The organism is Massilia agri (genome assembly GCF_024753255.1).
Taxonomy (GTDB): domain Bacteria; phylum Pseudomonadota; class Gammaproteobacteria; order Burkholderiales; family Burkholderiaceae_D; genus Telluria; species Telluria agri.
The window spans coordinates 24525-50253 of sequence record NZ_JANUHA010000009.1 but is presented as its reverse complement, the minus strand read 5'-3'; the positions used below and the strand labels follow the sequence as shown (position 1 = coordinate 50253).

The window sequence follows — 25729 nt, the reverse complement described above, 5'->3', positions numbered from 1 at the left end:
GCAGGCAAGCTGGTGGCCGGGCTTATTTGGATAGCTGATACGGCACTTCGATCATCGCGATCACGCCGCTGGGGCTGTTGGCCGCGATGTGCAGGCCGGCCTGGTCGCCGTGCAGCAGCTTGAGGCGGTCGCGGATGGTCTGCAGGCCCAGGCCCGTGCCGTCGCTCGGCACCACGCCGAAGCCGACCCCGTCGTCGGTGACGGTCACGCGCAGCTTGCTGTCGACCACTTCGGCCTGGATCTTGAGGGTGCCGCCTTCGGGCTTGCATTCGAGGCCGTGCTTGATCGCGTTCTCGACCATGGACTGCAGCATCATCGGCGGGAAGGCCGCGCTGCGCAGGCCGTCGGGGATCTGCATCACCACGGTCAGGCGTTCTTCCATGCGCATCTTGAGCAGGGCCAGGTAGGCCGTCACCATGTCGACCTCGCGCCCGAGGCCGGTGACCACGGCGTTGTCGCGCATCTGCGGCAGCACGGCGCGCAGGTACTGGATCAGACTGCGCTGCATGGCCGAGGCGCGCGGCGGGTCGACCTGGATCAGGTGCTCGACCGAGGCCAGGGTGTTGAACAGGAAGTGGGGCTCGACCTGGGCCTGCATCATCTGCATCTTCGTTTCCGACAGCTGGCGCTGCATGGCCTCGCGCTCGGCGGCGGCGTTGGCGATCTGCGATTCCGCTTCGGCGCGCTTCTTGCCGCCCACCAGTGCCTTGGTGCCGAACAGGGCGAGCACGAAGAGCAGCACGAAGTTCATGAACCAGGTCGAGGCCTGCTTGTGGTAGCGCGAGACCTTCTGCTCGGCCGCGTCCTCGACCGCGACTTCGATCGCGTTCGACAGCTCTTCGGTGATCTGCGGCGGCAGCGCGATATGGACCGAGTCGCCATCGGGGCGGATGGTGGTCGAGGGCGAACTCGGCGGTTCAGGCGTGTCTGGCGCGTCCGGCGCATCCGGCGCTTCCGGGGCCTCCGGGGCCTCCGGCGGGACGGTCGAGGCGCCGCTCTTCGGCCGGCTGCGCGGATTGAAATGGATGCCGCTCTCGTCGATGAGGATGGCGGCGTCGCTGCGCCTGTCCTGGCTGCGCTCGGCGCGGGCTTCTTCCTCGGCCGGGCGCGAGAACAGCTCTTCCTGCAGGATGGCGCCGGCGGTCAGGGTCAGGATTGCAAAGAGGAAAAACTTCCACCACGACAGCTGGGTCACCCAGGTCGCCACGGCGTCGAAGCAGCGGTAGAGCCACGACAGGACGCTGGAAAGATGGTTCTGGCTTGTGTTCCTTGCTTGCATGGTCTGGTGTTCGAGTCGGTTCGCTTGCACGTGCAAGCGGCGAGTGTACTCTGTCGCCGCCCCCGCGTGCCGCAAAAACAACATTGCCGGCATCTACAACTGTTGGGATGATGCAACTTTACCCAATGCGGCCAGGCCGGGCCAGCGCCGTGCGACAGCCTGCACGATCCGGGGCATGGACTGCGCCCGGCCCAGCCAGGATGCGTCCGTCACGCAATGCGCCAGCGCAAAGGCTGATGGCCGGAAACACTGCAAGGTATGGTTTTTGGTTTTCATGAGGGGATGTGCGATGTTAGCCGAACACCTTGCCGAAACGTCCACCGTGCAATCACGTGCTTCCGGCGGAAAATTCCGCCTCGTAACCCGCAGCGACTTCGACGGCCTCGTCTGCGCGGTCCTGCTCAGGCACCTCAAGCTGATCGACGACATCCTCTTCGTGCACCCGAAGGATATGCAGGACGGCAAAATCGCCATCAGCCGGTGCGACATCACGACCAATCTGCCCTACGTGGCTGCCGCCCACCTCTCGTTTGACCACCACCTGTCGGAAACCATTCGCAACACTGGCATGCGCGAGAACCACATCATCCATCCGGACGCGCCTTCGGCGGCGCGGGTCGTGTACCGGCACTACGGCGGCGCCGCCACCTTCCCGGCGGCCTGGAACGACATGATGGCGGCGGTGGACAAGGCCGACGCGGCGCGCTTCACGCGCGACGAGGTGCTGTTCCCCCAGGGCTGGAACCTGCTGAACTTCCTGATGGACGCGCGCACGGGCCTGGGGCGCTTCCACGACTTCCGCATTTCGAACTACCAGCTCATGATGGCCCTGATCGACTACTGCGCGTTGCAGCCGATCGAGCGCATCATGGCCTTGCCGGACGTGGTCGAGCGCACCGAGCTGTATTTCGCCCACGGCGAGCGTTGCAAGGAACAGATCCGCCGCTGCGCGCGGGTCCACAAGAACCTGGTGGTGCTGGACCTGCGGACGGAAGAGGTGATCTATGCCGGCAACCGTTTCATCGTCTATGCACTCTTCCCCGAGACGAATATCTCGATCCACGTGCTGTGGGGCCTGAAGCGGGCCAATACCGTGTTCGCCACCGGGAAATCGATCCTGAACCGGACGTCCAGGACGAATATCGGGCCGCTGATGCTGGAATACGGCGGGGGCGGTCACGAGAACGCGGGCACCTGCCAGGTCGACAACGAGCTGGCCGAGGACGTGCTCGGCGCGCTCGTCAACCGCATCAACAAGGACGGTTGAGACGGCGTGCGATCGGTCAGTGTCCGGCGTGGCGTGCACCGATGCGGATGCAGCCGAGCGCCGCACACGTGACCGCCAGCCCCAGCGTGAGTCCGCCGATCATGCCGGCCAGGTGCAGGGGGGCGGCGAGCCAGGCCAGCATGTAGCCGAGCCCGCCCAGCACCAGGGCCCAGCCCGCGAAACGCCGCGCCGCCTGGTCCGCCGCCGGCGAGGCGCAGCGCATGCGCTGCGCGAGCGCCTTCGGAATGGCATTCGCATACACCACCACCACGCCGCCCAGCAGGGCGCCGGCCAGGCGACGGCTCCACTCGGGATCAAGCCAGGCCGGCGAGGCCCAGGCCAGCAAGGCGGCGGCGCCGAGGATGAACAGGGCGCCCAGCATGGCGCGGCACAGCTGGGAAAACCGGGAAGACTGCTTCATGACTGCTCCTTCTTGGATGGTGTGGAGGATGGCTCGGACCGGCTGACGTTCAGCCCGAATACCTGCGCGAATCCCAGCAGCGCGTCCTCGAGCACGGACAGGCGCAGCCGGTAAGTGATCGTGCGGCCCTGCTTTTCCGGCTCGATCAGGCCGGCCGCGACCAGCACGGCGAAGTGGGCGGACATGGTCGGCTTGGACACATCGAACAGTTCGGCCAGCTCGCCGGCGCCCATCGGCCCCTGCTGCAGGTGCTGGAGGATGGCGCGCCGGGTCGGGTCGGACAGGGCTTTGAATACGGAAGTCATAGGTCGATTGTTAGCTAAACATCGAACTATTGCAAGCGTTTTTTTCGCCGGCACCCGGTCATTGCGCGTGATAGCGCTGGTCGAGCATCTGGTGCACCGCGTCCGCTGCCAGCGGCTCGCTGAACCACTGGCCCTGCAGCTGGTCGCAGCCATGCGACTTCAGGAACTCGACCTGCGCCTCGTTTTCGACCGCTTCGCCGACCACGGCCAGCTCCAGGTTGTGGCCGATGTCGATCAGGGTCTTGGCCAGGCTGCCGCGGCCGTCGCGCGTGATGTCGCGTACCGCGGCCTTGGACAGCTTCACCTGGCGCACCGAGAGCTGCTGCAGGAAGTTGAGGTCCGAGATGCCCTTGCCGAACTCGTCGAGCGAGAGGGCGACGCCGACTTCGCGCAGCTGGCTCGACAGGTCGCGCCCGAGCCCGGGATTGCGGATCAGGTCGGCCTCGGGGATCTCGATCTCCAGCGCGCCCGGCGGCAGGCCATGGCGCGTCATGCGTTCGGCCAGGCCGGCAATGAAGCCGTGCTGGCTGTATTCCCGGTGCGACACGTTCACCGACACCGGCAGGCCGGTGTAGCCGAGCTGGCGCAGCTGCTGGAGAAAGGCGCAGGCCTGGTCCAGCACCCAGTTGCCGATCTCGACCATCTGGCCGGTTTCCTCGGCCTCGGTGAGAAAGCTTGCCGGCAGCATGACCCCGTGTTCCGGATGGCGCCAGCGCAGCAGGGCTTCGAAGCCGCGCACCTTGCCGCTCCTCGCGTCCATGCGCGGCTGGAACAGCAGGAACAGTTCGTCGTGGTCGAGGGCGCTGCGGATGCCCCTGGCAAGCGCGGCGCGCTTCTCGTCGGCGGAGCGCATCTCGGCAGAAAAGAAATGCACGCCGCCGCCATTGCCCTTGGCGTGGTACATGGCCATGTCGGCGCCGCGCACCAGTTCGGCGGGGCTCGATCCGTCGTGCGGATAGAGCGCCACGCCCAGGCTGGCGCCGACCGGGATCTCGTTGCCGCCGAAGGCGACCGGCATGGTCATCGAACGGCGCAGGCGCTCCACCATGCGCAGGGTGAAGCGCAGCGAGGGCTGGTCCACCAGCACCAGCACGAATTCGTCGCCCGACATGCGCGCCACCGTGTCGCTCTCGCGCACGGCCGCCTGCAGGCGCCGCGCCACCACCTTGAGCACCGCGTCGCCGGCTTCGTGGCCGAAGGTGTCGTTGATGGTCTTGAAGTTGTCCAGGTCGATGAGGACGGCAGCCACCATCGTGTGGTGGCGATGGGCCAGGTGCACCGCATGGTCGAGGCGGTCCCACAGCAGGGTGCGGTTCGCCAGGCCGGTGAGGGGATCGTGGTTGACCTCGTGCTCGAGGTGGGCGGTCCGCTCCTTGGTGGCGGTCACGTCCTGCAGGATGCCGATGAAGTGGGTCACTTCGCCGTGCTCGTCGCGCACCGGGGTGATGCGCAGGTCGTTCCAGAAGATGTCGCCGTTCTTGCGGCGATTCCGGAATACCACATTCACGGCGCGCCGCTCCTTGATGGCCAAGCGCACCTGGCTGCGTTCGTGGACGTCAAGATCGGGCGCGGCCATGAAGCGCGGGTCACGCCCGATCGATTCCTCGGCGCAATAGCCTGCAATGCGCTCGAAGGCCGCGTTCACGTATTCGATGATGCTGTCGTTTCCGACGCAGCGGGTGATGACGATGCCGTTGCTGGCCGCGTGCATGGCGCGTTCGCTCAGCATCAGCTGGCGCTCCTTGGCGCGCCGCTTGGCGATATTGATGCCCAGGCCGAACAGATAGCTGTCGCCGTTGCAGCGCACCAGGGCGCCGCCTACCAGCATCGGGGTCTCGCGTCCGCTGCGCGACAGGTAGTTCATTTCCATCGACACCTCAGCGCCTTCCTCGAAGACGCGGCGGATGCTCTCGAGCGCCAGGGGACGCTCGCGCGCCTCGAACATGTCGAGCACCCTGGCCGCGGCCAGCTCGTCGGGCGTCATTTCGGTAAGGCGCTCGAGGTTGTGGTTCCACAGGACCAGGCGGCCGGCGCGGTTGATCGCATAGAAGGCGCCGGGCAGCAGGTCGACCACCTCGGACAGCGGGGTGCTGGCGACGCGCACGGATTCGTCGGGGGATTCATGCGGCGAGACCATCACGCTGGCGGTCCAGCCCCGCGCCGCGCCATCCGCATCGTACTGGCGCAGCAGCGCCAGCCGGGCCTTGCCGTCGATGCCGCCGGCAAAGCGCATCCGCACCTTGCCGCCGCCCGCCGAGGCCAGGGCGGGCCAGGACGCCGCATCAAGGAAGAGCTCGGCGAGCCTTCGTCCCGGAGCCTGGGCCGGCGTCCAGCCGAACATGGCCGAGGCCGCCGGATTCCAGCTGACGATCGTGCCCTCGTCATCAAGCAGGAAGGTCACCTGCGCGGATGGTTCGATGAAGGACATGCCGGCACCCTTTGTAAAAGCGCTCGCTGGAAGCCCAGATTACACGCCTTTGCCCGTGGGTGGCGCAAAACAACAAAGCCACGGCGAACCGTGGCTTTGAAGATATGGAACCGCGAGAGCAGCGATCAGGCCGCGGCGATTTCCTGCTTCGGCGGCAGCGCGATCTCGTTGTTCACGCTGAACTGATAGTCCTCGAACACGTGCTGGGCCGACAGGATCTGGTAGCTGCCGTCCGCCAGGCGGTGGGTGGTGTCCTTCAGGCGGTAGGTATAGTGGCCGCAGGTCCAGCAGTTGAAGTTGCGCATGTGCGTGCACAGGCAGGTCTTGTCCATGACGGAGATGTTCTTGCCGTCCGGGCTGGCCTGCACTTCGCGGTTGTACGAATTGATGTAGGCGCAGTTGCCGGTCGCGTCCAGCAGGTAGCCGTAGGATTCGCAGCCCGGGCGGATGCCGGAGCCGATCGCCGGCGTGCTTTTCAGCATGCGCATCGGATAGCCGGTCGGCGAGACGCCGTTGACGATGATGTCCTCTTCGCTGGCGCGGAAGTATTCCTGCTTGACGTTGTCCGGCATGCCGCACTCGTGGGTGACGGTGAAGCGGGTCGCCACCTGCACGCCGCCGGCGCCTTTCTCCAGGAAGCCGACCGCGTCCGAGCCGGTGAAGATGCCGCCCGCGGCGATCACCGGGATGTCCAGGTTCTGCTCGCGCATGAAGACATGGATCTCGTCCATGATGGTGTGCAGGTCGTACTGCTTCCAGTCGTCGATGCCGAAGCCCAGGTGGCCGCCGGCCAGCGGACCTTCGACGATGATGTAGTCGGGCAGGCGGTTCAGGCGCGAGACCTTTTTCAGGAACAGCTGCAGCGCGCGCACCGAGGACACGATGATGCCCAGCTTGGTATCGCGGAAGCGCGGGTGGTCCTTGATCAGCTCGAAGGAACCCAGGTGCAGGCCGGCCGACATGGTGATGCCGTCGATGCCGGCGTCCATCGCCGCCGACAGGCGGGTGCGCAGGGTTTCCTTGGGCGCGTTCATGGTCAGCTTTTCCATGCAGTTCACGAAGATCAGGCCATCGCCTTTCTTCGCTTCCATGGTCGAGCCCACGTGCAGGCGGGTCGCTTCGGCCAGGCGGTCGAGGTCGAACTGGACCACCGCCTTGTTCATATTGTTGATGTTGAACTTGTAGAGCTTGGTCTTGTCCTTGACGAAGGTGGTGTCGAACTTGCGGTCCGAGACGTCCTGCACCATCGCATCGGAGATGTGGCCGATGCCGCCCAGGCGGGCCGCTTCCAGGGCCAGCTCGGAGGTCGAGATGTCCACGCCCATCCCGCCGATCATGATGGGCACGTACTCCTTGTTGCCCAGTCGCAGGCGGAAATCATCAACACGTTTCATTGCAATCCTTAAACCTTCGTTTTACCTGCGCGTCCATACGCGCCATGGCCGCGCGTCGCACGGCCAATATTCTACTCCCGGGCGGGCTTGAGACCACGCCCCATTGCGGCTGCCGTTTCCTTCAGTCGCGGAAGTTGTTGAAGGCCAGCGGCAGGTCCTGGATATCCTTGCGCAGCAGGGCCATGGCGGCCTGCAGGTCGTCGCGCTTGGCGCCGGTGACGCGCACCGATTCGCCCTGGATGCTGGCCTGCACCTTCATCTTGCTCTCTTTGATCAGCTTGGTGATCTTCTTGGCGTCCTCGGTCTCGATGCCGTTGCGTACCTTGATGACCTGCTTGACCTTGTCGCCGCCGATCTTCTCGATCTTGCCTTCGTCGAGGAAGCGCACGTCGACCTTGCGCTTGGCCATCTTGTTGATCAGGACGTCCTTGACCTGGCCGAGCTGGAAGTCGGAATCGGCGAACAGGGTCAGTTCCTTGTCTTTCTGCTCGACATTGGCCGAGCTGCCCTTGAAGTCGAAGCGGGTGGTGATTTCCTTGTTCGACTGTTCGACGGCGTTCTTCACTTCGACCATGTCTGCTTCGCAGACGACATCAAACGATGGCATGGCGTTTTTCCTTTTTCTGGTATTGCTAAATAGATGAATCCCTCTATTTTAACGGACAACGTCTCCGGGAGCCATCAATTTGCCCGTACGGAAACAGCCTGAACCGGGGTTGCACCCGCATTGCCCCCTATAATGCTCGAAAAACACCCTCACGCCATGCACGCCATCCTCCACGACCATCCCCTCGATTCCCTGAACACTTTCCGTATCCCGGCACGGGCCCGGCACTACCTCCGGGTGGACGGGGCGGAGCAGCTCGCGGCCCTGCGCGCCGACCCAGGGCTCGCCGCTCTGCCGCGCCTGGTGCTGGGCGGCGGCAGCAATATGCTGTTCACCCGCGACGTCGACGGTGTCGTGCTGCACATGACGGGCCTGGGCAAGGAAGTGCTGGGCGAGCACGAAGGCAAGATCCTGGTGCGGGCCCAGGCGGGCGAGAACTGGCACGCCTTCGTGCAATGGACCCTGGCCCAGGGCCTGGGCGGGCTGGAAAACCTGTCCCTGATCCCCGGCACGGTGGGCGCCGCCCCGATCCAGAACGTGGGGGCATACGGCACCGAAACCAGGGATGTGTTCCATTGCTTGAGCGCATTCGACATGGCCAGCGGCGAGGTGCTGACCCTGGACGCGGCGGCCTGCCGCTTCGCCTACCGCGACAGCGTCTTCAAGCATGCCGAGGGCCGCGCGCTGGTGGTGCTGGACGTCACCTTCGCGCTGCCGGCGACGTGGTCCCCGAACCTGCGCTATGCCGAGCTGGCCAGGGCGGTGGAAGAGGCCGGCCTGGCCGCGCCGACGCCCCAGGACGTCGGCCGCACCGTGGAAGCGATCCGGCGCCGCAAGCTGCCCGATCCGCAGGAAATCGGCAACGCGGGCAGCTTCTTCAAGAACCCCGTGGTGTCGCAGGAACACTGCGCGCGCCTTCTGGTGGAATTCCCGAACCTGGTGCACCATGCACAGGCGGACGGCAGCGAAAAGCTGGCGGCGGGCTGGCTGATCGACCAGTGCGGCTGGAAGGGCCGGTCGCTGGGCCGGGCCGGCGTCTATCCGAAGCAGGCCCTGGTGCTGGTCAACCTGGGCGGGGCCACGGGAGACGAGGTGGTGCGGCTCGCGCGCGCGATCCAGGCCGACGTCAAGGCGCGCTATGGCGTCGAACTCGAACCGGAACCGGTGTTCATCTAGCATCTAGCGGAGGCAGGCATGATCAAGGCAGTCGTGACGGGCCACTCGCGCGGCCTGGGCGCCGCGGTGGCGGCCGAACTGATGGCGCGCGGCATCCCTGTGCTGGGACTGGCGCGCGGGCATGCGGAAGTGGCCGAGGGCATGGAGCAGGCGGCCGTCGATTTCGGCAACGCCGCAGCATTGGGCGCCTGGCTGCAGGGCCATACCCTGGGGAGCTTCCTCGCGGGTGCGGATACGGTGCTGCTGGTGAACAATGCCGGCGTCGTCGCGCCGGTGGGCCCGCTGGCCGAGCAGGAGCCGGCGGCCGCGCTGCGTGCGGCCATCATCAACGTGGGCGCCCCGCTGGCCCTGTCCGCCGCCTTCGTGCAGGCCGCGCCGCAGGCCGAGCGGCGCATCCTGCACATCTCGAGCGGAGCGGGACGCAGCGCCTACCCGGGCTGGAGCGTGTACTGCGCGACCAAGGCGGCGCTGGACCAGCACGCGCGCGCGGTGGCGCTCGACGGCGACCCCCGGGTGCGCTGCGTCAGCATGGCGCCGGGCGTGATCGACACCGACATGCAGGCGGAGATCCGGGCCACGCCGGACACGCGCTTTCCGCTCAAGCAGCGCTTCGTCGACATGAAGGAGGGCGGGGTGCTGGTGAGCCCCGCCGAGTGCGCGGCCAAACTGGTGGACTGCCTGCTCTCGAAGCGCTTCGGGCAGGAGCCGGTGGACGACCTGCGCAACGGCGCCTAGCCGGCCACCAAATTTCCCCCGCACACCCCGGTGTCACGCACACCCCGGTGTCAGGTCTGACAAATGGACACGAGCTCAGCCTTGGGATCCATCTAATGCTGAGCTCGTGTCCGAATGTCAGACCTGACACCAAGGTGTGACATCAGGCTGCTTCAGGCAAGGGCGCCTAGCCGGCGCGCCCGGCCAGCAGCCCTTCGAAGGCGGCCGCGGGCAGCGGACGCGAGAACAGAAAACCCTGGCCGAAGTCGCATCCGGCCCGGCCCAGGCAGTCGCACTGCTCCTGGGTCTCGACACCCTCGGCGATGACCTTCAGGCCGAGCTTGTGCGCCATGACGATGATGGTCTCGGTGATCGTGCGGCTGAAATTGTCGTGGACCAGCTCCTTGACGAAGGACTGGTCGATCTTCAGGTAATCGATGTCGAGGCGCTTCAGGTAGCTCATCGAGGAGTAGCCGGTGCCGAAATCGTCGATCGACACCTGCATGCCGCTGGCCTGCAGCGTGGCCAGCTTGTCCATCACGGTGTCCGAGAGGTTCAGCAGCAGGCCTTCGGTGATCTCGACGTTGATGCAGCGCGGACCCAGCCGGATCGCGTCCAGGTGGGCCACCCAGTCGGCGGCCTCGGTCTGGGGCTGGAACTGGACCGGCGACTTGTTGATGCTGATCTGGAAGTCGCGGCCGAGCAGTTCCGACCAGCGCTTCGACTGCTGCGCCGCGGTGCGGAACACCCAGTCGCCGATCTCGTGGATCAGGCCCGATTCTTCCGCGACCTCGATGAAGGTATCGGGCGAGAGCAGGGCGCCGGATGCGTGGCGCCAGCGCAGCAGGGCTTCGGCCTTGACGATGCCGCCCGTGGCGAGGTCGACGATCGGCTGGAAATACAGCTCGAGCTGGCCGTCCGGCACGGCATGGCGCAGCTCGGCCAGCAGCTTGAGGCGGCGGATGGCTGCGGCCTGCATGTTCGCTTCGAAGAAGGTCAGCTGGTTGCGTCCGCCCGACTTGGACCGGTACATGGCGTGGTCGGCGTTGCGCATCAATTCTTCCGGGTCGGTGGCGTCGTCGGGGAAGCGGGCGATGCCGATGCTGCCGGCGATGTAGAGCAGTTCGGCCTGGACCTGGAAGGGCTGGGCGAGCGCGTCCAGGATGGCCTGCGCAACCGCCTCGATGTGGGCCAGCTCGCCCACCTCGGTGAGGATCACCGTGAATTCGTCGCCGCCGAGCCGCGCCACCGTATCGCCCTTGCGCACGCAGCCCCGGATGCGCTGGGCGGCCTCGACCAGCAGTACGTCGCCGGCGTCGTGCCCGAGCAGGTCGTTGACTTCCTTGAAGCGGTCGAGGTCGATGAACAGCAGCGCCACTTCGCCTCCTTCGTCATCGGCGCGGCGGATCGCCTGTTCGAGGCGGTCGCGGAACAGGGCGCGGTTGGGCAGGCCGGTCAGGGCATCGTAGTTGGCGCGCCGTTCGAGCTTCTCGGTGAACTGGCGGATGGTCTCTTCGCTATGCTTGCGGCTGCTGATGTCGTCGATGAAGCCGTACCAGCTGGTGACGCCGTCCGGCCCCGGGGACGGCGTGGCGAGCACTTCCCGCCAGCAGTGTTCTCCACTGGGCATCTCGACCTGGAATTCGGCCCGCAGCGGCTGCATGCCGCTCGCCGAGCGCTGCAGGGCGCGGCGCAGGCGGGCGCGGTGGGGCGGGACGATGCGTGCCACCAGACAGCCGAGGTCGGCCTGGATCGCGGCCGGGGCCAGCTCGAACAGCGTGTGCGCCATCTCGCTGATGAAGGGGCAGGTGAAGCTGCCGTCGGCATGGCGCACCAGCTCGAACAGGGCGCCCGGCACCTGCTGCGCCAGCTGGGCCAGCCGTTCATGGCTCTGGGCCAGCGCCTGCCGCATCTGCCAGGCTTCGGTGATGTCGGTGATGGTGCCGATCATGCGCAGCGGCTGCCCCTGGGCGTCGCGCTCGACGATGCTGCCGCGCGAGCGCACCCGGATCCATTCGCCGGTGAAGCGCCGGATGCGGTATTCGCAGGTGTACAGGGCTTCGTCGCCGGCGAGATAGCGCTGGATGCAGCGCCGCACCTGGGGATTGTCGTCGGGGTGGATGCGGCCGGTCCAGATCTTCGGCGTGGCGCCGTCCAGGTTGCCGGAGGCGCCCATGATCTCCTTCCATTTGTCCGAGAAGCTGACGGTGTTCTCGACCAGGCGCCAATCCCAGACGCCTTCGCCGGTGCCGTTCAGCGCCAGCACCAGGCGCTCTTCTTCGCGCCGCAGCGATTCGGCCAGCCGTCCCTGGGTGGCGAAAGCTTCTTCCAGGGCGCGGTGGGCCTGCTGCAGCTTTTCCTCGCGGTGGATGACGTCGGAAATGTCGTGCACGGTGCCGACCAGGTGGGTGCAGCGCCCCCCGGCATCGAACACCGGCGTGATCGAGACCCGGCCCACCTTGCGGCCGGCAGGATAGTCGCTGTGCTCTTCCCAGCGCTGGGTCTGCCCACTGTGGATCGCGGCGCGGTAATGTTCGCGTACCACCGACAGCGAGGGCTCGGGGATGACCTCGTCGACGGTCTTGCCGATGACCTGTTCCGGCTGCAGCTGGGTGGCCTTGTAGAAGGCCGGATTGACGTAGACGAAGCGGAAGGTCTCCTTGTCTTCGACCGCGTACTGGTAGACCACGTCTTCGATATTGCTGTAGATGATGGCGATCGCATCGGCGCCGGCCGTGGCCGGGCAGGCGGCCGGCGGATGTGCCGCGGCGCGGCCGCTGCCGTGCGGCCGGGTGCTGCCGGTGTCGTCGTCGGAAGACATGCGCGCGCTCGAAGGAGGACGGTGCCGCCATTCTAGCGCGGAAGGGGGACCCGGGCCATTCAGGTGAGGCAGCGGGAAGGGTGGGGTCCGGCCGGGCGGCGCGCAGCAGGGCCTGCCGCCCGCACCAGGCCGCCTGTCACCTGTTCGCCAGCCTGTCTTCCACCCGGCGGGCGCGCGAGGCCGGTTCCGGGTGGCTCGACATGAGGGAGTCGCCGCCGCCCAGCTTGGCCAGCTTGCGGAAGGCCGAGGCCAGCGCGGCCGGATCGTGCTTGTACTTGCGCATGAAGTCGAAGCCGTAGTCGTCGGATGCCGTTTCGTCCTTTTGCGAGAACTGGGCGTTCGCGAAAGCTTCGATCGTTCTGGCGTTGGCGGCAACGGCCTTGCCGACCGAACCGCCCGCGACGCCGGCCGCCTTGGTCCCGGCGGAGACCAGCAGCGCGTTCTTCATCTGCGACTTGCTGTGCCCCAGCTTGGTGTGCCCGATCTCGTGGCCGATGACGCCGCGCAGTTCGTCATCCGTCATCATGTCCATCAGCCCCTTGTAGACGCGGATGCTGCCGTCGGGCGTGGCGAAGGCATTGACCTCGTCGCTCATGTAGACGGCGAAATTCAGCTTCAGTCCATCCTCGTTCTCGAGCCCCTGGGTCAGCCTGGCCAGGCGCCTGGCGTACTCGCTGCCGGCCGGCGCGACCTGGTTCTGGCGGTCCATCTGCGCCATCATGTCGCGCGATCCTTCGACGATCTGCTCGTCGCTCAGCGAAGCGGCCTTGGCAAGGTCGGTGCCGATGCTGCGCAGGCTTTTCAGGTCGACCGCGTGGACATGAGCCGTGCAGACCGACAAGGCAAGGACAACAGCGGACTTCGTCAGCTTCTTCATGGGGCGCGTCCTCCAAAGGAAGGTGGGAAACCCCGGAGCATGGCATGGAATGGCTCAGTGGAAATGAGCGATTGCATACCCGTTGACTATCGTCAACTGATGGATGACGTGAGGGTAGGGTTCATCGCGCACCTGACACTGGCTTCTACGGATGCGAGACCGCGCAGCGCCCGCGCCCTTTGGCATTTCTCGTCGCCGATCTCCACATCGCGGCAGGGGCTCGGCCTGTGCGGGTAGACCCCGCAGGCCATCGGACCCGCATCCCCCTTGCCCAGGGCAGCGCAATGGGGTTGCGATGCGTTCGTCCCCTTCATGCAGGCGATGTGCGGCGTCAGCTGTTCGGTGAGGCTGTCGGGCAGGCCAAGCGTCGCGCCCTCGCCCCAGTAGAAGGACACGCGGAACGACTTGCAGCAGGCGCCGCAGTCCAGGCAGGGATTGTCACCGAGATCGCTCATGGCGAACGATATTAGCAAAACCGCGCCCATGAAAAAGGCTGTGTTCGCGCTAATTGGGTGAACCGGATGCCGTTGTCGATGTCTTACGCATCGTCGAGTTAACTCATCCGGAGTGACGATGCAAAGCCTGAGCTTCGACGAATTATTCGCCTGCCTGTCCGCAGCGCCACTGTCCAGCACCGATCTGGCCCGGCTGCGCGAGTGGGTCGACAGCATCCGCGACCCGGCCGAGTGCCTGGCGCTCATCGAAGCGGCCGCGGTAGGCCGGCCATGTCCGCATTGTGCTTGCGCTCGCCTGCACCGGTTTGGCTTTGCCAGCGGCCTGCAGCGCTTTCGCTGCCTGGCTTGCCACCGTTCCTTCAATGCGCTGACCGGCACGCCACTGGCCCGGCTGCGCAAGCGCGAGTGCTGGCTGCCCTATATCCAGTGCTTGCTGGAATCGCGCACCGTGCGCGACGCGGCGCGCGCCACCGGCGTGCATCGCACCACCAGCTTTCGCTGGCGCCACCGGTTCGCGCCGGGCGCCGCGCGCCATCGCCCGGCTATCCTCTCGGCAATCGTCGAGGCCGACGAAACCTACCGGCTGGAATCGCAGAAGGGATCGCGCAGCCTGACGCGCCCGCCGAGAAAGCGTGGTGGCGTTGCCCGTCGGCGCGGCATCAAGCGCGAGCATGATTGCCTGCTGGTGGCGCGTGACCGCAGCGGCGCGACGCTGGATTTTCATACGGGACGGGGTCCCGTGACCGCGCCGCAACTACGCAGTTGCCTGCAACCGGTACTGCCCCACGACGGGCTGCTCATCAGCGATGGCGCCGCGGCTTATGTCCGGTTTGCCGCCGACGCCGGGATCACGCACGAGCCCGTCAATGTCCGGGCTGGGCGGCGCGCACGCGGCGCGATCCACATCCAGAACGTGAATGGCTGGCACAGCCGCTTCAAGGGTTGGCTCGTGCGCTTCAAGGGTGTGGCCAGCCGCTACCTGGCGAACTATTCGGGATGGCGGCGATTACTGGACGCGCAAGCGTTGCGTACGCCAGCGCAGTAGCTGTGCACTGCGGTACGACAAGCATCGTGAAGGCAGCTGCGAGAGCATAATTAACGCGAACACAGCCATGAAAAAAGCCACCCGGAGGTGGCTCTTGATGAGGGCGATGCGCCCTTACTGGCCGCGCTTGGCGCGTGCCTTGGCGGCGATGCGCATGCGCAGCGCGTTGAGCTTGATGAAGCCGCCCGCGTCCGCCTGGTTGTAGGCGCCGCCGTCTTCGTCGAAGGTGGCGATGTTCATGTCGAACAGCGAATCGGTCTTCGAGTCGCGCGAGACGACGATGACGTTGCCCTTGTAGAGCTTCACGCGCACCCAGCCGTTGACGGTCTTCTGGGTGTGGTCGATCAGGGTCTGCAGCGCGACGCGCTCCGGCGCCCACCAGTAGCCGTTATAGATCAGCGAAGCGTAGCGCGGCATCAGGTCGTCCTTCAGGTGCGCCACTTCGCGGTCCAGGGTGATCGACTCGATCGCGCGGTGGGCCTTGAGCATGATGGCGCCGCCCGGGGTTTCATAGCAGCCGCGCGACTTCATGCCGACGTAGCGGTTCTCGACCAGGTCGAGGCGGCCGATGCCGTGCTTGCCGCCCAGGCGGTTCAGCTCCGTCAGCACTTCGGCAGGCGACATGCGCTTGCCGTTCAGCGCGACGATGTCGCCCTGCTCGTATTCGATGTCGAGGTACTCGGCTTCGTTCGGCGCCTGCTCCGGCGACACGGTCCAGCGCCACATCGATTCCTCGGCTTCCGCGCTCGGGTTTTCCAGGTGGCGGCCTTCGAAGGAGATGTGCAGCAGGTTGGCGTCCATCGAATAGGGCGCGCCGCCGTTCTTGTGCTTCATGTCGATCTCGATGCCGGCGTCTTCCGCATACTTCAGCAGCTTCTCGCGCGACAGCAGGTCCCATTCACGCCATGGAGCGATGATCTTGACGTCGGGTTTGAGCGCGTAGGCGCCCAGTTCGAAGCGCACCTGGTCGTTGCCCTTGCCGGTCGCGCCGTGCGAGATGGCGTCGGCGCCGGTTGCGTTGGCGATCTCGATCAGGCGCTTGGCGATCAGCGGGCGCGCGATCGAGGTGCCCAGCAGGTATTCGCCTTCGTAGACGGTGTTGGCACGGAACATCGGGAACACGAAGTCGCGCACGAATTCTTCGCGCACGTCGTCGATGTAGATGTTTTCCGGCTTGATGCCGAACTTGATCGCCTTGGCGCGCGCCGGCTCCAGCTCTTCGCCTTGACCGAGGTCGGCGGTGAAGGTGACGATTTCGCAGTTGTAGTGATCCTGCAGCCATTTGAGGATGACCGAGGTATCGAGGCCGCCGGAGTAGGCGAGGACTACTTTTTTAATGTCGCTCATGGATGTTCCAGTGATGGGAGGGAGGTGGGGACTAAATGGTCAGCCGGCCCATGGGGAGTCCGTCGCGGCAATGCTGGGACGGACGGGCAGACGATCAAACATAAGGTCGTGGGTGCTTCAGGGTTGAAAAAAATCTTACACAGGCGCGTGGCAGACGGCTTCGATGTTGTGGCCGTCGGGGTCGAGCACGAAGGCGCCGTAATAGTGCTCATGATAATGCGGACGCGGGCCCGGCGCACCGTTGTCGCGGCCACCGGCGGCCAGCGCGGCCTGATAAAACGCGTCCACGTGCGCCCGGCTCGCCACCCGGAAGGCGACGTGGACCGGCGGATGGTTCACCGGCTTGTCCGCAGTGGCGCCCGAGATCCAGAAATCCGGCTTGGGCGGCTCGCCGAAACCGGCGACATCGGTGCTCTTCGTGACGGCGGCCGGAATCTCGGCCAGCAGCGCATAGCCGATCGGCGCCAGCGCCTGCGTGTAGAAGGCGCGGCTGCGTTCGAAATCGGAGACGATGACGCCGGTGTGGTCGATCATTATTTATCCTCGATGCGGCCTAACAGCAGGTATTCGATCAGGGCCTTCTGCACGTGCAGGCGGTTCTCGGCTTCGTCCCAGACCACCGACTGCGGGCCGTCGATGACTTCGGCCGCGACTTCCTCGCCGCGGTGCGCAGGCAGGCAGTGCATGAACAGGGCGTCCGGGGTGGCGCGCGCCATCTTGGCGGCATCCACGATGAAGCCGTCGAAGGCCTGCAGGCGCTCGGCGTTTTCCTTCTCGTAGCCCATGCTGGTCCAGACGTCGGTGCTGACCAGGTGCGCGCCTTCGCAGGCATCAAGCGGGTTGTCGAACAGCGTGAAGCGCTTGGTGGAGACCAGCTTCGGATCGATCTCGTAGCCCTTCGGGGTCGAGACGTTCAGGTGGAAACCGAACACCTCGGCCGCCTGCAGCCAGGAGTACAGCATGTTGTTGGCGTCGCCGATCCAGGCGACCGTCTTGCCGGCGATCGGGCCACGGTGCTCGTAGAAAGTGAAGATGTCGGCCAGTACCTGGCAGGGGTGGTGTTCGTTGGTCAGGCCGTTGATCACCGGGACGCGCGAGTGCGCGGCGAAACGCTCGATGATCTCCTGGCCGAAGGTGCGCACCATGATGATGTCGCACATGCGGGACATGACCTGGCCGGCGTCTTCCACCGGCTCGCCGCGGCCCAGCTGGCTGTCGCGGGTGTTCAGGTAGATCGCGGCGCCGCCCAGCTGGTGCATGCCGGCCTCGAACGACAGGCGGGTGCGGGTCGAGCTCTTCTCGAACACCATCACCAGGGTGCGGTCGACCAGCGGGTGGTAGACCTCGTAGGCCTTGAACTTGCGCTTGATGACCTTCGCGCGCTCGATGACGTATTCGAATTCATCGAAGGTGAAATCGGAAAACTGCAGGAAATGCTTGATAGGTTGTGCTGCCATGGCGTCGTTCGCTTTGCTGGTATCCATACGATTATAAGGGCTTTTGCTTGACGCTAGGGAAAGCGGGGTTTCGTAGGGTGGTCGGCTTCGCCGACCGCGCGTTCAAATCCCGTATCCAGGCTCGTGCGCGTGTTCGCATCGTTGCGTTGAACGCGCGGTCGGCAGAGCCGACCACCCTACATTAATACAAAGTCTGCGAGGACTCGTGCAGCAGCTGCGCATACAGCTCGTGCCGCATCTTCGCGATCTTCCCATCGGCCACCGCCCCCAGCACCGCGCACTGCGGCTCGGCCAGGTGGCGGCAGTTGTAGTACTTGCAGCCGCCCAGGTAGGGCTTGAACTCCACGAAAGCCCGTTCCAGCATCCCTTCCGTCAGGTGGTAGAGCCCGAATTCCTGGAAGCCCGGCGAATCGATGATCGAGGCGCCGCCGGGAAGCCAGTACAGGCGCGTGAAGGTCGTCGTGTGCTTGCCGGTGTCCAGCGCCTCGGAAATCTCGCGCACGGCGATGTCGGCGTCCGGCACCAGCAGGTTGATGAGCGAGGACTTGCCCATGCCCGACTGGCCGATGAAGATCGAGGACTGGCCCGTGAGCAGCGGGGTCAATGTCGCGACCGCCTGCTCGGGCTGCGCGCGCGCCGACAGCTCGTGCACCGGGTAGCCCAGCGCCGCATACAGGCCCGCCCGTTCGCGGGCGCGCGCCAGGGGCGCTTCGACGTCGACCTTGTTCAGGATGATGTGGGCCTCGATGCCGGCCGCCTCGGCCGCCACCAGCGAGCGGGAAACCAGGTCGTCGGCGAAGCTCGGCTCGGTGGCGACGACGATGAAGAGGCGCGTGATGTTCGCGGCCAGCAGCTTCGACTTGTACTGGTCCGAGCGGTAGAGCAGGGTGGTGCGGTCGGCGATCTTCTCGATCACGGCCTGGTCGTTCGACGTGCGTTTCAGGTGCACGACGTCGCCGACGGCGACATTGGTCTTCTTGCCGCGGGTGACGCACTGCAGCTTCTCGCCGCTTGCATCGGCCAGGTAGTGGCGGCCGTGGGCAGCGATGATGGTGCCGGCGAGGTTGTCAATGCGGTCGCTCATGCACCCGCCCTCTGCGCATACAGCGCATCCACCTTGGCCGCGCAGATGAAATCGTTCATGGACAGGGCGCCGCCGGCCGAATGCGTGGTGTAGGCCACCAGGCAGCGGCGGTAGCCGACGCTCAATTCGGGGTGGTGGTTCTCGCCCTCGGCCAGCCAGGCGACGGCATTCACGAAGGCGATGGTCTCGCGGTAGTCGCGGAAGGTGAATTCGCGCGCGATCGTGCCGCCCTTGGCTTGCCAGAGCGGCGCCTGGGCCAGCAGGGCCGGGATCGCGTCCGCGGCGAGGGCCGGCGCGCCGTGCACGCTGTGTTGGTCGAGAAGGCTCATGCGGCCGCCATGTTCAGGTGATTCACCCGCACCGAGGCCGGCGGGTGCGAATCGTAGAAGCTTGAATACAGCGGGTCCGGCGTCAGGGTCGAGGCGTTGTCCTCGTACATCTTGACCAGGGCCGAGACCAGGTCGCGGTGGTCGGTGTGCTTGGCCGCGAAGGCGTCCGCTTCGAATTCATGCTTGCGCGAGGTGATCGAATTCAGGGGCGCGAGCACGAAGGTGAAGATCGGCAGCACGAGGGCGAACAGGATCAGGGCCATGCCGTCGTTGGACGCGTCCATCATCGGCGTCACGCCCAGGCCCGTGTAGAACCAGGCTTGCGTCTTGAGGTAGCCCAGCAGGGCCAGGAAGCCCAGCGACAGCGCGAACATCACGGCGATGCGCTTGATGATGTGCTTGAGCTTGAAGTGGCCCAGCTCGTGCGCCAGCACCGCTTCGATCTCCTGCGGCTCGAGGCGCGAGAGCAGGGTGTCGAAGAAGACGATGCGCTTGTTGGCCCCAAAACCCGAGAAATAGGCATTGCCGTGGGCGCTGCGCTTGCTGCCGTCCATCACGAACAGGCCCTTGGAGGCGAAGCCGACGCGCGCCATCAGGCCTTCGATGCGTTCTTTCAGCGAGACGTCGGCGAGCGGCGTGAACTTGTTGAACATCGGCGCGATCACGGTCGGGTACAGCACCATCATCAGGAGCTGGAAGCCGCTCCATACGCACCAGGCCCACAGCCACCACAGGTCGCCGCTTTTCTCCATCAGGGCCAGGATCACCCACATCAGCGGCAGGCCGATCACTGCTCCCACCAGGGCGCCCTTGACCATGTCGGCCACCCACAGGCCGGGCGTCATCTTGTTGAAGCCGAAGCGTTCCTCGAGCACGAACTGGCGGTACCAGTCGAGCGGCAGGTCGAGCAGGCCTGACAGAACCGCGAAGGCCACCACCAGCGCCATCTGGTGCAGGGTGCCGGGGCCGGTCACCGGCAGCAGGGCGGTCGAGAGGGCCTGCAGGCCGCCAAGGAGCGTGAAGCCGATCAGCACCACGCCGCCCCATAGCAGCGACACGATGCCGAGGCGGGTCTTGGCCACCGTGTAGTCGGCGGCCTTCTGGTGCGCCGCGAGCGGGACTTTCGGCGCAAACTCGGCGGGCACGCTGGCGCGGTGGCGCAGCACGTGCCGGATGTGCCGGCCGGCCAGCCAGAAGCGCAGACCGAGCGTCAGCGCAAAGAAAACCACGAACAAAAGCGAAAACCCGAGTGAAGACATGCTGTGCCTGTGAGAAAATGCAGGGTTACTATCTAGAACGCTCAGCGCAGTCCTAATAAAGCAAAGAGAGAATTATGTCACAAGCTACACAAACCGAAGGGGCCGCCGCGCCCGCGCGTCCGAATGAATTCAACCTGGTCTGGCTCGACATGGAAATGACGGGCCTGGACCCGGATACCGACCGCATCATCGAAGTGGCCGTGGTCGTCACCGACCCCGAGCTGAACATCATCGCCGAAGGCCCGGTGTTCGCCATCCACCAGTCGGACGAGACCCTGGACAAGATGGACAACTGGAACAAGGGCACCCACGGCAAGTCGGGGCTGATCGACCGCGTCAAGGCCTCCACCGTGACGGAAGAGCAGGCCGAGCAGGAACTGATCGCTTTCCTCAAGCAGTACGTCCCGGCGAACAAGTCGCCGATGTGTGGCAATTCGATTTGCCAGGACCGCCGCTTCATGGCGCGCGGCATGCCGAAGCTGGAAGCCTTCTTCCACTACCGTAACCTGGACGTGTCCACCCTGAAGGAATTGTGCCGCCGCTGGAAGCCCGAGCTCGCCTCCGGCTTCAAGAAGCACCAGAAGCACACCGCACTGGCCGATATCGTCGAGTCGATCGAAGAGCTGCGCTACTACCGCGAGCACTTCATCAAGCTGTAAGCAAAGTTGCCTGTCAGGCAAATGTGACTGATAGGCAATCTTTGTGAGACAATCGGTCCATGGCTCAACCATCACATAGCGGGTTCGTGGACAGGGAAGGCATGCACGCGCGCATCCGCCGTCATGACTGGGCCCAGACCACCCTCGGCCCGCGGGAAAGCTGGCCGGGCTCGCTGCGCACCGCGGTGGACATGATGCTGCACTCGGCCTTCCCCATGTTCCTGGCCTGGGGGCCGGACCTGGTCTTCCTCTACAACGACGCCTACGTGCCCCTGCTCGGGCAAAAGCACGGCCGCGCGCTGGGCGCCCGCTTCGCCGACCTGTGGGCCGAGGTCTGGAACGAGATGGTGCCGCTGATCGATCGCGCGCTGTCCGGCAAGCCCGTGTATTTCGAGGACATGCCGATGACCGTGGAGCGGCGCGGCCATCCGGAACGCGCCCACTTCACCTTCTCGCATGCGCCGCTGATCGGCGACGACGGCCAGGTCGCCGGCCTGTTCTGCACCGTGATGGAAACCACGCGCCGGGTCGCGGCCGAGCGGCGCGCGGCCTTCGAGCTGACCGTGTCGGACGCCCTGCGTCCGCTCGCCTCGAGCGAAGAGGTGATCGCCATCGCCAGCGCCCTGCTGGGCGGCGAGCTGCATGCGGGCCGCGTGGTGTATGCCGAGATGAACGAGGCGAGCGGGCGCTTTTCCGTGCCGCGCTGGTGGGCACGCGACGGCCGGGCGCTCTCTCAACCTTCCTTTAGCCTGGACGAATTCGGCCCGGCCGTGGGCAGCGCCCTGCGCGCCGGCGACGTCGTGCGGATCCACGATACCGCGCACGACGTGCGCACCATGGGCTACCGCAGCGCCTATATCGCGGACCGCATCGCCTCGCTGCTGGTCGTGCCGCTGGTGAAATCCGGGCGCTTGCGGGCCTGCCTCGGCATCGACTGCCCGGAACCGCGCTACTGGAGCGAGGACGATATCCAGCTGGCGCGCGACGTGGCCGAGCGCACCTGGTCCGCTGTCGAGACGGCGCGCGCCCAGGCCGAACTGCGCGCCGAGCGCGACCGCAGCCGCAACATCTTCGACACCATCGCCGAAGGCTTCGCCCTGTTCGACGCCGACTGGACGATCATCGAAATGAACGCCGAAGGCCTGCGCCTGTGCCGCGCCACGGCGCAGGAGATCATCGGGCGCAATCACTGGGAAGTGTTCCCCCACACGCTGGACATGGATGCGGGACGCATGTACCGCGAGGTGATGCAGACCCGGGTCGCCTCCGGCGCCATCTACGCGCATACCTACCCGGACGGCCAGCGTGTCTGGACCGAGGTACGTGCCTATCCGATGCCGGATGGCGGCATCGCGTCCTTCTTCCGCGACATCACCGACCGCAAGCTGGCCGAGGAAAAGCTGGTCGAGGCCGACCGCCGCAAGGACGAGTTCCTGGCCATGCTGGCCCACGAGCTGAGAAATCCCCTGGCGCCGATCAGCGCCGCCGCCGAGCTCCTGCGCATCGGCAGCGGCGACGAAGCGCGCGTACGCCAGAGCAGCAGCATCATCGGGCGCCAGGTGCGCCACATGACGCGCCTGGTCGACGACCTGCTGGACGTCTCGCGCGTCACGCGCGGCCTCATCACTCTGGAGCGCGCCCGGGTCGGGGCGCGTGTCGTGGTGCAGGAAGCGGTCGAGCAGGTGCGTCCCGGCATCGAGGCGCGCCGCCAGCGCCTGGCCGTGCACCTGCCGCCCCCCTGGGCGACGGTCGAGGGCGACAAGGCGCGCCTGGTGCAGGTGGTGGCCAACGTGCTGGGCAATGCCACCAAGTACACGCAGGAGGGACGCGGCATCGACCTGCGCGCCGAGGTGCGCTCCGACGCATTGGTGATCAGCGTGCGCGACGAGGGCATCGGCATGGACCGGGAGCTCACCAGCCGCGTGTTCGACCTGTTCACCCAGGCCGAGCGCTCGTCGGACCGCTCGCAGGGAGGGCTGGGACTGGGCCTGGCGCTGGTGCGCAACCTGGTCGAGCTGCACGGCGGGATGGTGAGCTGTTCCAGCCCCGGCCCGGGCATGGGCAGCACCTTCGTCATCACGCTGCCGCTGCTGCGCGACGCGCTACCGGGGGACGCTGCGCCGCCCGCGGCGGAACCGCCGGCGGCGCGCGAGGGCGCCTTGACCGTGCTGGTGGTGGACGACAATGTGGACGCGGCCGAGACCCTCGGCCTGCTGCTGGCCGCGCATGGCCACGAAGTCGTGATCGAACACGACTCGCTGCGCGCTCTGGCGCGTGCGCGCAGCGTGGCGCCCGACGTCTGCCTGCTCGACATCGGCCTGCCCGAGATGGACGGCCGCGAACTGGCGCGGCGCCTGCGCGCCCAGCCGGAAACCGCGAATGCGGTGCTGGTGGCCGTCACCGGCTACGGCCAGCAGCAGGACCGGGAGGACGCGTTCGCCGCCGGCTTCCAGCATCACCTGGTCAAGCCGGTGGATTTCGAGGCGCTGGCGCGCCTGCTGGACGGGGTCAGCGCATCTGGGTGAAGTTCACCGGGATGAACTTGTAGCCCTTGCCTTCGGTCTGCAGGTAGCCCATGCCCGGGAACTGCAGGTGGGCGCCGCCGATCAGGTAGCCGCCCTTGGCCGCGGCGTCGAATTCCTTCTTGCGGGTGGCTGCTGCGGCTTTCTGGTCGCCGTCGAAGTCGATCGTCACGGCCGGGTTTTCCATCTGCACCGCGGCAACGTGGATCAGGTCGCCGATCACGAGCAGCTTCTGGCCACCGCTTTCCACCAGGTAGCTGGTGTGGCCCGGGGTGTGGCCGCCGGTCGGGTTCGAACGGATGCCGGGGACCAGCTCGACGCTGCCCTCGAAGGCCTTGAAGCGGCCGGCCTTCACATAGGGGCCAAGGGCGGCCTGGGCGCCCTTGAAGGTGTCCTTGTCGGTGGATTTCTCCATGTTCGCCTGGCTCAGCCAGTGGTCCGATTCCACCTTGTTGGCGCGCACGATGGCCTTGCTGAACACGGCCGCCGAATCCTTCACCAGGCCGCCGGCGTGGTCGCCGTGGAAGTGGGTGAGATAGATCTCGTCGACCTGTTCCGGGCTGTAGCCGGCGGCCTTCATGTTGGCGACCAGTTTCCCGAGGGTCGGGCCGAAGAAGGAGCCGGCGCCGGTGTCGATCAGGATCAGCTTGTTGCCGGTGTTGATCAGGTAGGCGTTGTCGGAGGTCTCCAGCATGGGCTTGAGGTGGGCCTTGGCCAGGGTCGCCTGCGTCTTTTTCGGATCCTGGGCCAGCAGCTTGTCGACCGGCAGGTCGACGGTGCCGTCCGACAGCGGGGTGACTTCGAACTGGCCCAGCATCATGCGCGACCAGCCGGGGGCCGGGGTCTTGGCCATGGGGGCGGCGGCGAGGGCGGGGGTGGCGATGCACAGTGCGGCAACGGCGGCGGCGAGGGTGGACAGGGTTCGTTGTTGGATGTTCATCGCGGGTCCTTGTTGTTGTGGTCTGCGGCAGCGGCCGCTTGGGTTGCATATCCTACATGATTGCACCGTGGAATGCTCTTCGCCACTCACCTCGGGCAGAATCGCGCAAGCTGTGGTGTAATGGCGGGCTCATTTGCTGCATTTCCTGTCCATGTTCTCCATGCTGCTCCAGCGGCTGCGGCGCCTGCGCCCGGCCGGACCCGCCACATTCTCCGGCCAGGCGCGTTCCGCCCTGGGGGCCTTGCTGGCCCTCCTGGCCACCGCCCTGGTGACCCGCGCCGCCCTGGGCGGCACCTTCGCCGCGGCCCTGCCTTACCTGGTCGCGCCGATGGCCGCCTCGGCAGTGCTCCTGTTCTGCCTGCCGGCTGCGCCGCTGGCCCAGCCCTGGCCCGTCATCGGCGGCAACGTCGTCTCGGCCCTGGTCGGCGCCGCCTGTGTCCAGCTGGGCGATCCCCTGTGGACCGCACCGCTGGCGGGCGGCCTGGCGATCGCCGCGATGGCCGCGCTGCGCTGCCTGCATCCGCCGGGCGGGGCGGTGGCCGTCACCGCGGTGCTGGGCGGCGCGGCGGTACAGAAGGCGGGATTGTGGTTTGCCCTGGCGCCCGTGGGCGTGAATTCGGTGCTGATGGTGCTGGGCGCCGTCGCCTGGAACAATCTGTCGGGACACCGCTATCCGCACGTGCAGCCGGCAGTGCGCCCGCCCGAGCAGAAGGCGGGGTTCGCGCGCGAAGACCTGGACGCGGCGCTGGACAACTATGGCGAGACGCTCGACGTCAGCCGCGACGACCTGGCCTCGATCCTGGCCGACACCGAACAGCGCGCCGCCGAGCGCCGGGCGCGCCAGCAGACCTGCGGCGCGGTGGCGCATCCGCTGCCGGCCACCCTGAGTCCGGAGATGCCGCTGGCGGCGGCCCGTGCGCTGCTGCTGCGCCATGGCGAGCCGGCGCTGCCGGTGCTCGACAGCGAGGGGCGGCCGGTCGGTGTGCTGAGCATGGCGGCCCTGGTGGCGGTCGGCGGCGCGGCGACGCGGCCGCTGCCGGCGCGGGCGCGGCGGGCGACGGCGCTGCTGTTCGGCCGCGATACGGCGCCGACCGTGGGCAGCCTGGTCGAGATGGAATTCGTGGCGCTGCGGGACAATGCGCCGCTGGCGGCGCTGCTGGCGCGTTTCCATGACGGGGCGCAGCAGGTGTATGTGGTGGACGCCGAGGGGCGCCTCACCGGGATCGTGCGGCCCCAGGATTTGTTGGCGGGGCTGGGTGGGGACGTGCTGGAAACGGCTGCCTGAGTTGCGAGCGGGCTGCGCAGCCCGCGTTTGAACGCGCGGTCGGCGGAGCCGACCACCC

The 25729-nt window shown here is 66.5% G+C and carries 23 protein-coding genes; 7 read left to right on the top strand and 16 right to left on the bottom strand.

Annotation, left to right across the window (positions count from 1 at the left end):
- Positions 1–22 precede the first annotated feature (22 nt).
- The gene (locus NX780_RS13975) at positions 23–1279 is read right to left on the bottom strand and encodes a sensor histidine kinase (RefSeq protein WP_258828480.1); all 1257 of its coding nucleotides are present in this window, start codon (positions 1277–1279) and stop codon (positions 23–25) included.
- 289 nt (positions 1280–1568) lie between these two features.
- On the opposite strand from NX780_RS13975, the gene NX780_RS13970 reads away from it, so the two are divergent.
- Positions 1569–2546: a DHH family phosphoesterase gene (locus NX780_RS13970; RefSeq protein ID WP_258828479.1), complete on the top strand. Its 978-nt coding sequence runs from the start codon at positions 1569–1571 to the stop codon at positions 2544–2546.
- Between the two features lie 16 nt (positions 2547–2562).
- Here the strand turns inward: NX780_RS13970 and NX780_RS13965 are convergent, their stop codons facing one another.
- From NX780_RS13965 to NX780_RS13945, 5 genes are all read right to left on the bottom strand, one after another.
- Positions 2563–2967, bottom strand: coding sequence for a hypothetical protein (locus NX780_RS13965; RefSeq protein ID WP_258828478.1), 405 nt, complete (start codon positions 2965–2967; stop codon positions 2563–2565).
- Positions 2964–3272 carry an autorepressor SdpR family transcription factor gene (locus NX780_RS13960; RefSeq protein WP_258828477.1) on the bottom strand — a complete coding sequence of 103 codons (309 nt, stop codon included), beginning with the start codon at positions 3270–3272 and terminating at the stop codon, positions 2964–2966. Before NX780_RS13960 ends, NX780_RS13965 begins: the two co-directional genes overlap by 4 nt.
- A 58-nt stretch (positions 3273–3330) precedes the next feature.
- On the bottom strand, positions 3331–5700 hold the full coding sequence (locus NX780_RS13955; protein WP_258828476.1) for an EAL domain-containing protein: 2370 nt from the start codon (positions 5698–5700) through the stop codon (positions 3331–3333).
- Positions 5701–5825: 125 nt separating this feature from the next.
- Positions 5826–7094, bottom strand: coding sequence for a nitronate monooxygenase (locus NX780_RS13950; RefSeq protein WP_258828475.1), 1269 nt, complete (start codon positions 7092–7094; stop codon positions 5826–5828).
- 121 nt (positions 7095–7215) lie between these two features.
- The gene (locus NX780_RS13945; RefSeq protein ID WP_258828474.1) at positions 7216–7701 is read right to left on the bottom strand and encodes a YajQ family cyclic di-GMP-binding protein; all 486 of its coding nucleotides are present in this window, start codon (positions 7699–7701) and stop codon (positions 7216–7218) included.
- A 156-nt stretch (positions 7702–7857) separates the two neighbouring features.
- On the opposite strand from NX780_RS13945, the gene murB reads away from it, so the two are divergent.
- Positions 7858–8877 (top strand): UDP-N-acetylmuramate dehydrogenase, encoded by a 1020-nt coding sequence (gene murB, locus NX780_RS13940; RefSeq protein ID WP_258828473.1) that lies wholly within the window; start codon positions 7858–7860, stop codon positions 8875–8877.
- An 18-nt stretch (positions 8878–8895) separates the two neighbouring features.
- Positions 8896–9612, top strand: coding sequence for an SDR family oxidoreductase (locus NX780_RS13935; RefSeq protein ID WP_258828472.1), 717 nt, complete (start codon positions 8896–8898; stop codon positions 9610–9612).
- Between the two features lie 166 nt (positions 9613–9778).
- Here NX780_RS13935 and NX780_RS13930 read toward each other — a convergent pair whose 3' ends face one another.
- The 3 genes from NX780_RS13930 to NX780_RS13920 form a co-directional block, all read right to left on the bottom strand.
- A complete protein-coding gene (locus NX780_RS13930; RefSeq protein ID WP_258828471.1) occupies positions 9779–12412 on the bottom strand; it encodes a sensor domain-containing protein in 2634 nt (877 codons plus the stop codon).
- A gap of 136 nt (positions 12413–12548) precedes the next feature.
- Positions 12549–13289, bottom strand: a complete 741-nt coding sequence (locus NX780_RS13925; RefSeq protein WP_258828470.1) for a M48 family metallopeptidase — start codon at positions 13287–13289, stop codon at positions 12549–12551.
- A gap of 92 nt (positions 13290–13381) precedes the next feature.
- A complete protein-coding gene (locus tag NX780_RS13920; protein ID WP_258828469.1) occupies positions 13382–13744 on the bottom strand; it encodes a YkgJ family cysteine cluster protein in 363 nt (120 codons plus the stop codon).
- A 118-nt stretch (positions 13745–13862) separates the two neighbouring features.
- On the opposite strand from NX780_RS13920, the gene NX780_RS13915 reads away from it, so the two are divergent.
- Positions 13863–14789 (top strand): IS1595 family transposase, encoded by a 927-nt coding sequence (locus tag NX780_RS13915; RefSeq protein WP_258828468.1) that lies wholly within the window; start codon positions 13863–13865, stop codon positions 14787–14789.
- A gap of 114 nt (positions 14790–14903) precedes the next feature.
- Here the strand turns inward: NX780_RS13915 and NX780_RS13910 are convergent, their stop codons facing one another.
- The 6 genes from NX780_RS13910 to NX780_RS13885 all read right to left on the bottom strand — a co-directional run bounded on the left by NX780_RS13910 (position 14904) and on the right by NX780_RS13885 (position 20265).
- Positions 14904–16136 carry an argininosuccinate synthase gene (locus NX780_RS13910; RefSeq protein ID WP_258828467.1) on the bottom strand — a complete coding sequence of 411 codons (1233 nt, stop codon included), beginning with the start codon at positions 16134–16136 and terminating at the stop codon, positions 14904–14906.
- Positions 16137–16271: 135 nt separating this feature from the next.
- Complete coding sequence (locus NX780_RS13905) at positions 16272–16670, bottom strand: VOC family protein (RefSeq protein ID WP_258828466.1); 399 nt, start codon at positions 16668–16670, stop codon at positions 16272–16274.
- The gene (argF, locus tag NX780_RS13900; protein WP_258828465.1) at positions 16670–17593 is read right to left on the bottom strand and encodes an ornithine carbamoyltransferase; all 924 of its coding nucleotides are present in this window, start codon (positions 17591–17593) and stop codon (positions 16670–16672) included. The genes NX780_RS13905 and argF overlap by 1 nt, the downstream gene beginning before the upstream one ends.
- A gap of 181 nt (positions 17594–17774) precedes the next feature.
- Positions 17775–18677 carry a ribosome small subunit-dependent GTPase A gene (rsgA, locus tag NX780_RS13895; RefSeq protein ID WP_258828464.1) on the bottom strand — a complete coding sequence of 301 codons (903 nt, stop codon included), beginning with the start codon at positions 18675–18677 and terminating at the stop codon, positions 17775–17777.
- A complete protein-coding gene (locus tag NX780_RS13890) occupies positions 18674–19006 on the bottom strand; it encodes a 4a-hydroxytetrahydrobiopterin dehydratase (protein ID WP_258828463.1) in 333 nt (110 codons plus the stop codon). Before NX780_RS13890 ends, rsgA begins: the two co-directional genes overlap by 4 nt.
- A complete protein-coding gene (locus NX780_RS13885) occupies positions 19003–20265 on the bottom strand; it encodes a M48 family metallopeptidase (RefSeq protein ID WP_258828462.1) in 1263 nt (420 codons plus the stop codon). Before NX780_RS13885 ends, NX780_RS13890 begins: the two co-directional genes overlap by 4 nt.
- A 74-nt stretch (positions 20266–20339) precedes the next feature.
- Between NX780_RS13885 and orn the strand changes: the two genes are divergently transcribed.
- Together orn and NX780_RS13875 are read left to right on the top strand one after the other, a co-directional pair.
- Positions 20340–20924 carry an oligoribonuclease gene (orn, locus tag NX780_RS13880; protein WP_258828461.1) on the top strand — a complete coding sequence of 195 codons (585 nt, stop codon included), beginning with the start codon at positions 20340–20342 and terminating at the stop codon, positions 20922–20924.
- A 101-nt stretch (positions 20925–21025) separates the two neighbouring features.
- Positions 21026–23449 (top strand): hybrid sensor histidine kinase/response regulator, encoded by a 2424-nt coding sequence (locus tag NX780_RS13875; protein ID WP_258828460.1) that lies wholly within the window; start codon positions 21026–21028, stop codon positions 23447–23449.
- On the opposite strand, the gene NX780_RS13870 is transcribed toward NX780_RS13875, so the two are convergent.
- Positions 23433–24386 (bottom strand): MBL fold metallo-hydrolase, encoded by a 954-nt coding sequence (locus NX780_RS13870; RefSeq protein ID WP_258828459.1) that lies wholly within the window; start codon positions 24384–24386, stop codon positions 23433–23435. The two genes, NX780_RS13875 and NX780_RS13870, sit on opposite strands and share 17 nt — an antisense overlap.
- 160 nt (positions 24387–24546) lie before the next feature.
- Here NX780_RS13870 and NX780_RS13865 point away from each other — a divergent pair, with 160 nt between their 5' ends.
- A complete protein-coding gene (locus NX780_RS13865) occupies positions 24547–25671 on the top strand; it encodes an HPP family protein (RefSeq protein WP_307732838.1) in 1125 nt (374 codons plus the stop codon).
- Positions 25672–25729 lie beyond the last annotated feature (58 nt).

Coding starts and splice junctions, on each gene's coding strand:
- NX780_RS13975 (WP_258828480.1), bottom strand. CDS start 1,279: ATGCAAGCAAGGAACACAAGCCAGAACCATCTTTCCAGCGTCCTGTCG.
- NX780_RS13970 (WP_258828479.1), top strand. CDS start 1,569: ATGTTAGCCGAACACCTTGCCGAAACGTCCACCGTGCAATCACGTGCT.
- NX780_RS13965 (WP_258828478.1), bottom strand. CDS start 2,967: ATGAAGCAGTCTTCCCGGTTTTCCCAGCTGTGCCGCGCCATGCTGGGC.
- NX780_RS13960 (WP_258828477.1), bottom strand. CDS start 3,272: ATGACTTCCGTATTCAAAGCCCTGTCCGACCCGACCCGGCGCGCCATC.
- NX780_RS13955 (WP_258828476.1), bottom strand. CDS start 5,700: ATGTCCTTCATCGAACCATCCGCGCAGGTGACCTTCCTGCTTGATGAC.
- NX780_RS13950 (WP_258828475.1), bottom strand. CDS start 7,094: ATGAAACGTGTTGATGATTTCCGCCTGCGACTGGGCAACAAGGAGTAC.
- NX780_RS13945 (WP_258828474.1), bottom strand. CDS start 7,701: ATGCCATCGTTTGATGTCGTCTGCGAAGCAGACATGGTCGAAGTGAAG.
- murB (WP_258828473.1), top strand. CDS start 7,858: ATGCACGCCATCCTCCACGACCATCCCCTCGATTCCCTGAACACTTTC.
- NX780_RS13935 (WP_258828472.1), top strand. CDS start 8,896: ATGATCAAGGCAGTCGTGACGGGCCACTCGCGCGGCCTGGGCGCCGCG.
- NX780_RS13930 (WP_258828471.1), bottom strand. CDS start 12,412: ATGTCTTCCGACGACGACACCGGCAGCACCCGGCCGCACGGCAGCGGC.
- NX780_RS13925 (WP_258828470.1), bottom strand. CDS start 13,289: ATGAAGAAGCTGACGAAGTCCGCTGTTGTCCTTGCCTTGTCGGTCTGC.
- NX780_RS13920 (WP_258828469.1), bottom strand. CDS start 13,744: ATGAGCGATCTCGGTGACAATCCCTGCCTGGACTGCGGCGCCTGCTGC.
- NX780_RS13915 (WP_258828468.1), top strand. CDS start 13,863: ATGCAAAGCCTGAGCTTCGACGAATTATTCGCCTGCCTGTCCGCAGCG.
- NX780_RS13910 (WP_258828467.1), bottom strand. CDS start 16,136: ATGAGCGACATTAAAAAAGTAGTCCTCGCCTACTCCGGCGGCCTCGAT.
- NX780_RS13905 (WP_258828466.1), bottom strand. CDS start 16,670: ATGATCGACCACACCGGCGTCATCGTCTCCGATTTCGAACGCAGCCGC.
- argF (WP_258828465.1), bottom strand. CDS start 17,593: ATGGCAGCACAACCTATCAAGCATTTCCTGCAGTTTTCCGATTTCACC.
- rsgA (WP_258828464.1), bottom strand. CDS start 18,677: ATGAGCGACCGCATTGACAACCTCGCCGGCACCATCATCGCTGCCCAC.
- NX780_RS13890 (WP_258828463.1), bottom strand. CDS start 19,006: ATGAGCCTTCTCGACCAACACAGCGTGCACGGCGCGCCGGCCCTCGCC.
- NX780_RS13885 (WP_258828462.1), bottom strand. CDS start 20,265: ATGTCTTCACTCGGGTTTTCGCTTTTGTTCGTGGTTTTCTTTGCGCTG.
- orn (WP_258828461.1), top strand. CDS start 20,340: ATGTCACAAGCTACACAAACCGAAGGGGCCGCCGCGCCCGCGCGTCCG.
- NX780_RS13875 (WP_258828460.1), top strand. CDS start 21,026: ATGCACGCGCGCATCCGCCGTCATGACTGGGCCCAGACCACCCTCGGC.
- NX780_RS13870 (WP_258828459.1), bottom strand. CDS start 24,386: ATGAACATCCAACAACGAACCCTGTCCACCCTCGCCGCCGCCGTTGCC.
- NX780_RS13865 (WP_307732838.1), top strand. CDS start 24,547: ATGCTGCTCCAGCGGCTGCGGCGCCTGCGCCCGGCCGGACCCGCCACA.